This is a genomic window from Peptacetobacter sp., from assembly GCF_029264495.1.
Classification (GTDB): domain Bacteria; phylum Bacillota; class Clostridia; order Peptostreptococcales; family Peptostreptococcaceae; genus Peptacetobacter.
The window spans coordinates 1-10,787 of sequence record NZ_JARIBH010000014.1 but is presented as its reverse complement, the minus strand read 5'-3'; the positions used below and the strand labels follow the sequence as shown (position 1 = coordinate 10,787).

The window sequence follows — 10,787 nt, the reverse complement described above, 5'->3', positions numbered from 1 at the left end:
TTAATATTAATTTTATATTATTTACATTTTTTAGCTTTGTTATATTATGCTCATTCATTATATTTATTACAAATTGTTCAATTAATAAAATTATGAAGAAAGATTATATAAAAAATATAAATGATCTCTAAGGACATAATACTTAATAATAGAAAAGAGGGATATTATGAATTATTCAGTAGTATATGCAACATCAACAGGAAATACAAAATTATTAGCTAATAGTGTTATAGACGTATTAGGAGAAGAGTGTGTATATAAAGGACAACCAGATGAAAAGGCTATAAATGCAGATATAATATTTGTAGGATTTTGGACTGATGAAGGAATTTGTAATAAAGAAATAAAAGAATTTTTATCAAAATTAAAAGGTAAAAAAATAGTACTATTTGGTAGTGCAGGAGCAGGAGCACCTGAATATTTAGATATGGTATTAGAAAGAACTAAATCTATAATAGGAGAAGATTGTGAGGTTTTAGATGGATTTATGTGTCAAGGAAAGATGAATCAAAGAGTTAGAGAAAAATATGAGCTTGCTCTTGAAAAAAATCCAGATGATGAATTTATGAAAAAAGCAATAGAAAATTTTGATATAGCACTATCTCACCCAGATGATAAAGATATATCTAGATTAAAAAATATAGTTAGAAATATAGTTAAAAAATAGAAAATTATGATAAAAAGAATAGATTAGAAATTTTTCGAAAAAATAAAAAAATTTTTAAAAATAAAAAAGGAAAACGTATTTATATATAGAATTTAGTATATTATAGAGTTGTTTTTCAGCTTTAGAAAGAACAGCAAATTATTTTATAAATAAATATTAAAAAATTACTATTCTCAAAGGTGGGTGTTCATATGAAAGTATATGATAGCAAAATGTTAAGAAATGTAGCAATATTAGGTCATAGTGGATGTGGGAAAACTAATCTTATAGAAACTATTTCTCACGTAGCTAATACAAAAAAGATACCCAAACTTACTGCAAAAGCAAATATGACTTATAGCATGGGTCTTATTCCAATAGAATATGATGATTATAAGTTCAATTTACTTGATACTCCAGGTTATTCTGACTTTAGTGGAGATGTCATATCAGCTTTAAAAGTATGTGATTTAGCAGTTATAGTAATAGATGCAACTGATCCTTTACAAGTAGGAACAGAAAAAGCATTGGAATTAACTGATGGAATACCAAAGATAATGTTTATAAATAAAATAGATAATGAAAAAGCTAGATATAAAGATGTTATAGAAATGCTTAATAATAAATTTGCTCATAAAATAATAGCTATGATAAGTCCTGTGTATAGAGATAAAAAATTTATCAAATTACATAATGTATTTGAAAATGTAGATGATTTAGAAGGCGAATTTAAAGAACAAGCACTTAGTATGAAAGAAGCTCTTATGGAATTAATAGCAGAAACAGATGATGATACGCTTGAAAAATATTTTAGTGGTGAAGAATTAACTAAAGAAGAAATACAAAAAGGTATTATAATAGGTGTTCATAAAGGAGATATTATACCTGTTATATCTGGTTCAACTATAAATAATATAGGAACAAAGGAAATAATAGAAACTATATCAAGTTATATAGAACCTAATTGTCTTGATACAGAAAGTCCATTTAAAGGACAGGTATTCAAAACAGTTATAGATCCATTTGTAGGAAAGATGTCTTATATAAAAGTAGTTCAAGGAAAGATTAAAAAAGAAACAGATGTATATAATCTTAATAGAGATATAAAAGATAAAATATCTAATATATACACTATAAATGGTAGTGAACTAATTGAAGTGGATGGAGCTAATGCAGGAGATATAATAATAGTTTCTAAATCAGCGACATTAAAAACAGGAGATACAATATCTACTTGTAAAGATGAAATACCAGAAGATGAAATAAAATTCCCTAAACCTCAGATATATTACGCTGTAAGTCCTAAAAATAAAAATGATGATGAAAAAGTTGGAACAATATTAGCAAAATTAACTGAAGAAGATCCAACTCTTCATTTCTACAGAAATGCAGAAACAAAACAAGCTCTTTTAGGAGGACAGGGAGAATTACATATAAAAACAATAGTAAATAAAATGAAAGATAAATTTGGAACAGAAGTAGAACTAAGCGACCTTAAAGTTGCATATAGAGAAACAATAAAAGGAAAATCAGATGTTCAAGGAAAACACAAAAAACAATCTGGTGGACATGGACAGTATGGAGATGTAAAAATCAGATTTGAAAGAAGTGAAAAGGAATTTGAATTTGATGAAGAAATATTTGGAGGATCTGTTCCAAAACAATACATTCCAGCAGTTGAAAAAGGTCTAAAAGAAAGTATGGCAAAAGGAATATTAGCAGGTTATCCAGTTTGCAATATAAAAGCTACTCTTTATGATGGTTCATATCACGATGTCGATTCTTCAGAAATGGCATTTAAAATGGCAGCATCAATAGCTTTCAAAAAAGGTATGGAAGAAGCAAAACCAATACTTTTAGAACCTATAATGAAATTATCAATAACAATACCAGATGAATATATGGGAGATGTTATGGGAGATATAAATAAGAGAAGAGGAAAAATACTTGGAATGGAACCTACAGATAATGGAAAACAAGTATTAACAGCTGAAGCTCCTCAAGCAGAAACATTTAAGTATGCTATAGATTTAAGATCTATGACTCAAGGTAGAGGATATTTTGAAATGGAATTTGCTAGATATGCAGAAGTTCCAAGTCAAATAGCAGAAAAAATAGTTGCAGCTGCAAAAAAATAAAATTAAAAACTTATAAATCTAAGAATTTAAAATTAAAATGAATAAAAGTTGAAGTTTTACATAATATTTTCAAGATATTGTCCTATATATATGATAAAATTATATAGGACAATATTTTTTTGAGGTAAAATTTAAAATGGCGAAAATAAAAACAAAATATGTATGCCAATCATGTGGTTATGAAAACCCAAAATGGCTTGGAAAATGCCCAGAATGTATGAAATGGAATACATTCGTTGAGGAAATAGAAGATAAAAGTTCTAAAAATAATAGAGAAACATTTATAATAGATAAAACATCACAAAAACCACAAAGTATAAATTCTATAACTATAAAACATGAAGAAAGATTTTCAAGTGGAATAGATGAATTAAATAGAGTTTTAGGTGGAGGAATAGTAAGAGGCTCACTTGTATTAGTTGGTGGTGATCCAGGTATAGGAAAGTCAACATTATTACTACAAGTGTCTGAAAGTGTTGCACAATCAGGTAAAAAAGTTCTTTATATATCTGGAGAAGAATCAGAATCTCAAATAAAAATGAGAGCTGAAAGATTAGGTGTAAAATCAGAGAATCTTTATATAATGGCAGAAAATAATTTAAGTATAATAGAATTGAGTTTAGAAGGATTTAATCCAGACCTTATAATAGTCGACTCAATTCAGACTGTATTTACACCAGATATATCATCTGCACCAGGTACAGTAAGTCAGATAAAAGAAGGTACTTCTAGATTTATGAAGATTTCAAAAAAAATGGGAATATCAACATTTGTTGTAGGTCATGTGACAAAAGAGGGATCTTTAGCAGGTCCTAAAATACTTGAGCATATGGTTGATACAGTCTTATATTTTGAAGGTGAAAGATACAATACATATAGACTGATTAGAGCGGTAAAGAATAGATTTGGATCTACAAATGAACTAGGTGTATTTGAAATGGATGAAAAAGGATTAAAAGAATTAGAAAATCCATCAAAAGCACTTATTTCAGAAAAACCAAAAGATGCATCTGGATCTGTGATAGTATCTACCGTTGAAGGAACAAGACCAATGCTTTTAGAACTTCAAGCACTTGTAGCACCAACAAGTTTTGGAATACCTAGAAGAACAGCAAATGGAATAGATTTCAATAGAGTAAATTTACTTTTAGCAGTGCTTGAAAAAAGAGCCGGATTACAAATACAAAATCAAGATGTATATTTAAATATTGCAGGTGGTATAAGAATAAATGAACCATCTATGGATTTAGGTGTGATACTTGCTGTTGCATCTGGATTTAGAAATATACCTATAAAAGAAGATATAGCTGTAACAGGAGAGGTTGGATTAACAGGTGAAATAAGAGGTGTTAGTTACATTGAAAAAAGAATATCAGAATGTAGAAAACTAGGATTTAAAAGAATAATAATTCCAAAATCAAATTATGAGGCTGTAAAGGATATAAAAGGTATAGAAATTTGGCCTGTTGAAAATGTTAGACAGGCAATAAATATAGTATTGAGGGGAGAATAGTACATGAGCTTATTTGTAACAGATAAAACTATGAGGAAAGAAGTACTAAAAATGATATCTCCTGGAACTCCTCTTAGACAGGGACTAGATAATGTCTTAAAAGCTAAAACAGGAGGTCTTATAGTAATTGCAAATGATGATAGTGTATTGGATTTAGTAGATGGAGGATTTGCAATTCATGTAGAATATACACCATCATACCTTTATGAATTAGCAAAAATGGATGGAGCTATAGTATTAAATTCAAATGTAGATGAAATACTTTATGCAAATACGCAATTAATACCAGACTATTCTATAAAAACATCGGAAACTGGAACAAGACATAGAACAGCAGAAAGGGTTGCTAAACAGACAAATGCTATTGTGATAGCTATATCACAAAGAAGAAATGTTATATCTGTATATAAAGGCGATCAAAAATATGTTGTTGAGGATATTTCAAAAATATTCACAAAAGCCAATCAAGCACTTCAAACTCTTGAAAAATACAAATCAGTATTAGACCAAGCAATTGTGAGCTTAAACACTTTGGAATTTAATGGATTTGTAACTATTTATGATGCAGTTTTAGTTTTACAAAAGGTTGAAATGGTAATGAGGGTAACAGATATAATAGAAAGTTATCTTTTAGAACTTGGAGTTGAAGGTACTTTAATAAAAATGCAGCTAGAAGAACTTATGGGTAGTACAAGAGAAGATCGGGAATTGGTTATAAAAGATTATGGAACACATATAGCATCTAAAGATTTTAGAGAAGAATTATCAAATCTTTCAGAAGATGAACTTTTAGATTTAACTAATATAGCTAGAATTTTAGGATATACAAGTATATCTGAAAATATGGATATGCCGATAAAGACAAGAGGTTATAGAATATTAAATAAAATACATAGATTACCAAGAAGTATAATAGAAAATCTAGTGAATTATTTTGACGATTTTCAAGAAATTTTAGCTGCAAGTATAGAACAATTAGACGATGTAGAAGGAATAGGTGAAATAAGAGCAACATATATAAAAAATGGGCTGATAAAAATGAAACAATTAGCATTATTAGATAGACATATTTAGTGTTTTCATTTATATTATTAATAAAATAAATAAAAATATAATTAATTGATGAAATAATAATGTAAAAAAATATTAAAAACAATGAAATTTTAGTGAAATTTGCTGTTTTTATTGTACATAAGTGAATTTTTAGTCTATAATAATAAAATATAATAGAGGAGGTGATACATTGATTAAAAAGATTATAAGATTTTTAATTGGTGGATTAGGATTAATTATAGGTTCTTCTACCTATATATCATTAACACAGAATTTTAATATATTAACATACAACAATAAAACACATGAGGCTATAGTATCTGTTATAGTAGGTCTAATCTTAGGAATTATTTTTTATTTAATAGAGCCGTGGTTTATGAGGAAAATAAAACATATAACAAGAGCAGCAGAAAAAGAAATATCTAAATATCCTCAAGTAGATATATTACTTGGTTCTGTAGGGTTGATAGTTGGATTTGTAATAGCTTATCTAGTAAGTGGACTTATAAATTCTATACCTATAGTAGGTAAAGCAATATCTGTATTAGTGTATTTAATATTAGGATATTTAGGAATTAGAATTGCTTTAAAAAGTAAAAATGACCTTGCAAACTTTGGTAGAATAAATAGAAAATTAGCAGCTAGTATAGTAAAAGATAAAGAAGATGAAAATAAAAATGAATGTGAAAAAGAAGGTATAAAAGAAAGTACTAATAATATACCTCCAAAAGTTTTAGATACTAGTGTAATAATAGATGGAAGAATAGCTGATATATGCCAGACTGGTTTTATAGAAGGAAAATTAATAATACCAGCATTTGTACTTGAAGAGTTAAGACATATAGCTGATTCAGCAGATGATTTAAAAAGAGTAAGAGGTAGAAGAGGACTAGATATATTAAACATAATTCAAAAAGAATTAAATATAGAAGTTGAAATAAGTGAACAAGATTTCCCTGAAATTGCAGAAGTAGATAGTAAACTACTTAAATTAGCACAAGTTTTAGGAGGAAAAGTTGTTACAAATGACTTTAATTTAAATAAAGTTGCACAATTCCAAGGAGTTGAGGTTTTAAATATAAATGAACTTGCAAATGCTGTTAAGCCAGTAGCAATACCTGGAGAAGATATGGTAGTTCAAGTTGTAAAAGAGGGTAAAGAATCTCAACAGGGTATAGCATATCTTGATGATGGTACTATGATAGTTGTAGATGGCGGAAGAAAATACATGAATCAGACTATAAAAGTACTAGTCACATCAGTTCTTCAAACACCAGCTGGAAGAATGATATTTGCAAAACCTAAAAATTAATGTAAAATAAAAAATGAAAATAGAAAACTGAAATTCAAGTTTTCAAAATACAGAAAATAAAAATAGAAAGGAATTATTGAAATGAACAATAATGAATTAAAAGCTATTGCAAAAGAAGTAAGAATTGACATTATTAAGTCAGTTTCAGAAGCAAAATCAGGTCATCCAGGAGGATCTTTATCAGCAGCAGATATATTAACAGTATTATACTTCGATACTATGAATATAGATCCATCTAACCCAAAATGGGAAGACAGAGATAGATTTGTTCTTTCTAAAGGTCATGGAGCACCTGCATTATATGCAGTACTAGCTGAAAGAGGATTCTTCCCAAAAGAAGAATTATTAAAACTTAGAAAATTTGGTTCTATGCTTCAGGGACATCCTGATATGAAAAAAACTCCAGGTGTAGATATGTCAACAGGTTCTTTAGGACAGGGATTATCAGCAGCAAATGGAATGGCTTTAGCAGCTAAATTAGATGGTAAAGACTACAATGTTTATGCTCTTCTTGGAGATGGAGAAGTTCAGGAAGGTATGATATGGGAAGCAGCTATGAGTGCAGCTCATTATAAATTAGACAACATAATAGCTTTCTTAGACCACAATGGTTTACAGATAGATGGATCTAATGATGAAGTTATGAGTCTTGGAAAAATAGCTAAAAAATTCGATGCATTCGGATGGAATGTAATATCTATAGATGGACATGATTTCGATCAGATAAAAAAAGCTATAGAAATGGCTAAAGAAGAAGAAGGAAGACCTTCTATAGTTATATGTGAAACAGTAAAAGGTAAAGGCGTATCATTCATGGAAGACCAGGCTGGATGGCATGGTAAAGCTCCAAACGCTGAAGAAACAGTTAAAGCATTAGAAGACTTAGAAGGAGGACTTAAATAATGGCAAATACAGCAACTAGAGAGGCTTATGGAAATACACTAGTAGAATTAGTTGAAAATAAAGATATAGTAGTTCTTGATGCAGACTTAGCAGGAGCTACAAAAACAGCAATGTTTAAAAAAGCATGCCCAGAAAGATTCTTTGATATGGGTATAGCAGAAGGTGATATGATGGGTACAGCAGCAGGTCTTGCAGTATCAGGAAAAATACCTTTCGCAAGTACATTTGCTATATTCGCAGCAGGTAGAGGATTTGAACAGATAAGAAACTCTATATGCTATCCAAATATAAATGTAAAAATAGCTGCAACACATGCAGGTGTTACAGTTGGTGAAGATGGTGGAAGTCATCAGGCAATAGAAGATATATCTTTAATGAGAAGTTTACCAAACATGGTAGTATTAAATCCAGCAGATGATGTAGAAGCTAGACAGATGGTATTAGCGGCTGCTAAATATGTTGGACCAATGTATTTAAGATTTGGTAGAGCTGCTACTCCAACTATACATGATGATTCTTATAAATTTGAAATAGGAAAAGGTGAAGTAGTTAAAGAAGGTAAAGACGTATCAATAATAGCTACAGGTATAATGGTTGCTAAAGCAATAGAAGCTGCTGAAACTTTAAAAGCAGAAGGAATAGATGCAGAAGTAATAAATATATCTACAATAAAACCTTTAGACAATGAACTTGTTTTAGCATCAGCTAAGAAAACAGGAAAAGTTGTTACTGCTGAAGAACACAGTATAATAGGTGGACTTGGTTCTGCTGTATGTGAATTATTAGCAGAAGAACATCCAGTTAAAGTAACTAGAATAGGTGTTAAAGATTGCTTCGGTCAGTCAGGAACTCCAGCTGCATTATTAGAACATTACGGATTAACAGCAGCAGACATAGTTAAAGCTTGTAAATAAATAGTTTAAAATAGAAACGTAAAAAGGAAACGAATTAACGCTCCAGGCAATCAAGTTGCATTGTCGCTGTTAATTTCGTTTCCTTTTTTTCGTCCATATTTTTAAATATATTTACCTTGAGCCTAATGTAAGGGGACGTTTTTAAAATGAGATGGATGATAAGAAAATGATTAAATATTAGAAATATAATAAATTATATATTTTTTAAAAATAAAATTTTATATAAAGATATATATATATGCATTCACATAAAAATAAAAATAATGTATACTTATGTTGAAATATAAATTTAATGTGAAGGGGATTATAAAATGTATTGCAAAAACTGTGGAAGAGAAATAGATGATAAAGCTGTAATATGTCCAAATTGTGGAGTTTCACAAGGAGTTAAGCCATCAGATGAAGGTGGATTTGGATGGAGTTTATTAGGATGTTGTATACCAATTGTAGGTCTAGTTCTATATCTTGTTTGGAAAAATGAAAAACCTAAAACAGCTAAAGATTCAATTAAAGGAGCTATTGTAGGGTTTGTATTACTAATGTTATATTATTTATTTATATTTTCATTAGGTAGTTCTCTTTAAATGATTAAATTTATTTATAAGTGGCTACCTATTTGCTTTGGATGTCATGGAATGCCTAGTCGTTCATTCTATATTAAAGGCAAAAAATTTCCTATATGTAGTAGATGCACAGGAGAATTAGTTGGAATAATAATATCATTCTGTTTTTATAAGATATATAAATTTAAAATAATAACATTAATTATTTTTATAATTCCTATGATTTTAGATGGTGGGGTACAGCTTGTAACAAATTATGAAAGTAATAATACTAAAAGATTTTTAACTGGATTTCTATTTGGGTATTCTCTAGGATCACTGTTCCTAAGAAGTACTATATATATGTTTTTATTGGGAAGAAAAATTGGTTTTGCCTATAAATAATAACAGGAGGATTTAAATATGCTTATAAAATGTCCAAATTGTGGAAAAAATATATCTGATTTAGCTGAGAAATGTATACATTGCGGATATGACTTTAAAAATTCTGAAAAAGAAAAAACTAATCAAATAGTAGAGGAGAAACCTATAAAAGAAGTTGATGAACAAAAGTGTATAGAAGAAAAAGAAAGTAGTTTAGATATAGAAAAAAGTAATGTAGAAGAAGAAAAAAAAGAGAATGTTAGTTGTATTCAAAATAAAATAGATATAGAAAAAAAAGAAACCGAAATTAGAATATGTTCTAAATGCAATAAAAGACTAGATGATGGAGAGGTATTTTGTACAAATTGTGGTAAGAAATATAATGAAGATGGGAAAGTATTTTGTATAAATTGTGGGAGTAAAATAAGTGAAAATGCTGAAATTTGTCCGAATTGTGGAGTACCTCAAAAAAGGCCTGTAACAGATGAGGGAGGTATAGGATGGAATCTATTAGGTTGTTGTATTCCTCTTGTAGGTTTAATTTTATATCTTATTTGGAAGGATGAAAAGCCTAAAACAGCAAAGGATGTAGGTAAAGGTGCACTTATTAATGTTGTTTGTGTTGTAGTATTCTATGCATTGCTTATATTATTAGGAATAACATCTATAATTACTCTTTTTTAAAATGGTATATTTATATAGAAATAATATTTTTAGATATGGAAGTGATTAATGATGTCAAAACAATGTCCGAAGTGTGGAACTTTTTTATCAGATAAAGATAAATTTTGTCCAAAATGTGGTTGGAAAAATACTTCGAATAATAAAAAAATAATAGTCATAGTACTTGTAGTGGTATTAGTAGTATTATTGATAGCTGGATTATTTATAGGATATAAATTTATGAAAAAAAGAGATGAAATAATCAATGAAAGAATTCAAAATAGTCTTAACTTGTTAGACGAGGAATCAAAGTTACAAGATAAAGAAATTGAAGAAGATGAGCAAAATTCTGAAGAATATAATAATGAAGAAATTGAAAATGCTGAAGTACAAGAGGTATATGATTATTTAGAGGAATGCCCTTGTGGAGAATTATGTACTGATTATGATAATGATTTAGATAATTTAAAGAATAGTTTTTATCCTAATGGTGGAGCTACTGTTACCGTAGAAGAAGCAATGCAAGGATATGTATTTAATACAAAAAAAGAATATAAAAATGGAACTCTTTTTAATGTAGAAAGTACAGATTTATCTATGGGAAATTATGAGTTTAAAGTTTTTGTAGATAATATGAATGAAACAATTAATTTTTTAAATGTATTAGATAGAGATAATGGAAAAGTATATGAATCATGGTATTCTGTAAATACAAATAT

The 10,787-nt window shown here is 28.6% G+C and carries 11 protein-coding genes; all 11 read left to right on the top strand.

Going from position 1 to position 10,787, the window contains the following annotated elements:
• Positions 1-166: 166 nt before the first annotated feature.
• Positions 167-667, top strand: coding sequence for a flavodoxin family protein BilS (gene bilS, locus Q1J78_RS01210; RefSeq protein WP_300278752.1), 501 nt, complete (start codon positions 167-169; stop codon positions 665-667).
• A 191-nt stretch (positions 668-858) separates the two neighbouring features.
• Complete coding sequence (locus tag Q1J78_RS01205; protein WP_300278749.1) at positions 859-2,784, top strand: elongation factor G; 1,926 nt, start codon at positions 859-861, stop codon at positions 2,782-2,784.
• Between the two features lie 136 nt (positions 2,785-2,920).
• On the top strand, positions 2,921-4,297 hold the full coding sequence (gene radA / locus Q1J78_RS01200; protein ID WP_300278745.1) for a DNA repair protein RadA: 1,377 nt from the start codon (positions 2,921-2,923) through the stop codon (positions 4,295-4,297).
• A gap of 3 nt (positions 4,298-4,300) precedes the next feature.
• Positions 4,301-5,371 carry a DNA integrity scanning diadenylate cyclase DisA gene (gene disA / locus Q1J78_RS01195; protein WP_300278742.1) on the top strand — a complete coding sequence of 357 codons (1,071 nt, stop codon included), beginning with the start codon at positions 4,301-4,303 and terminating at the stop codon, positions 5,369-5,371.
• Positions 5,372-5,540: 169 nt separating this feature from the next.
• Complete coding sequence (locus Q1J78_RS01190; RefSeq protein ID WP_300278739.1) at positions 5,541-6,662, top strand: PIN/TRAM domain-containing protein; 1,122 nt, start codon at positions 5,541-5,543, stop codon at positions 6,660-6,662.
• An 81-nt stretch (positions 6,663-6,743) separates the two neighbouring features.
• On the top strand, positions 6,744-7,565 hold the full coding sequence (locus Q1J78_RS01185; protein ID WP_300278736.1) for a transketolase: 822 nt from the start codon (positions 6,744-6,746) through the stop codon (positions 7,563-7,565).
• Positions 7,565-8,479: a transketolase family protein gene (locus tag Q1J78_RS01180; protein ID WP_300278732.1), complete on the top strand. Its 915-nt coding sequence runs from the start codon at positions 7,565-7,567 to the stop codon at positions 8,477-8,479. The genes Q1J78_RS01185 and Q1J78_RS01180 overlap by 1 nt, the downstream gene beginning before the upstream one ends.
• 311 nt (positions 8,480-8,790) lie before the next feature.
• Positions 8,791-9,063, top strand: a complete 273-nt coding sequence (locus Q1J78_RS01175) for a zinc-ribbon domain-containing protein (RefSeq protein ID WP_300278729.1) — start codon at positions 8,791-8,793, stop codon at positions 9,061-9,063.
• Positions 9,064-9,426, top strand: coding sequence for a DUF2085 domain-containing protein (locus tag Q1J78_RS01170; RefSeq protein ID WP_300278726.1), 363 nt, complete (start codon positions 9,064-9,066; stop codon positions 9,424-9,426).
• An 18-nt stretch (positions 9,427-9,444) separates the two neighbouring features.
• On the top strand, positions 9,445-10,089 hold the full coding sequence (locus Q1J78_RS01165) for a zinc-ribbon domain-containing protein (RefSeq protein ID WP_300278723.1): 645 nt from the start codon (positions 9,445-9,447) through the stop codon (positions 10,087-10,089).
• Positions 10,090-10,140: 51 nt separating this feature from the next.
• The coding region (locus tag Q1J78_RS01160) for a zinc ribbon domain-containing protein (RefSeq protein WP_301118244.1) at positions 10,141-10,787 on the top strand (647 nt) is incomplete at its 3' end.

Bases quoted from the DNA above. Each gene is read 5' to 3' on its own strand.
- bilS (WP_300278752.1), top strand. From the start codon at position 167: ATGAATTATTCAGTAGTATATGCAACATCAACAGGAAATACAAAATTA.
- Q1J78_RS01170 (WP_300278726.1), top strand. From the start codon at position 9,064: ATGATTAAATTTATTTATAAGTGGCTACCTATTTGCTTTGGATGTCAT.
- Q1J78_RS01185 (WP_300278736.1), top strand. From the start codon at position 6,744: ATGAACAATAATGAATTAAAAGCTATTGCAAAAGAAGTAAGAATTGAC.
- Q1J78_RS01205 (WP_300278749.1), top strand. From the start codon at position 859: ATGAAAGTATATGATAGCAAAATGTTAAGAAATGTAGCAATATTAGGT.
- disA (WP_300278742.1), top strand. From the start codon at position 4,301: ATGAGCTTATTTGTAACAGATAAAACTATGAGGAAAGAAGTACTAAAA.
- Q1J78_RS01175 (WP_300278729.1), top strand. From the start codon at position 8,791: ATGTATTGCAAAAACTGTGGAAGAGAAATAGATGATAAAGCTGTAATA.
- Q1J78_RS01180 (WP_300278732.1), top strand. From the start codon at position 7,565: ATGGCAAATACAGCAACTAGAGAGGCTTATGGAAATACACTAGTAGAA.
- Q1J78_RS01165 (WP_300278723.1), top strand. From the start codon at position 9,445: ATGCTTATAAAATGTCCAAATTGTGGAAAAAATATATCTGATTTAGCT.
- radA (WP_300278745.1), top strand. From the start codon at position 2,921: ATGGCGAAAATAAAAACAAAATATGTATGCCAATCATGTGGTTATGAA.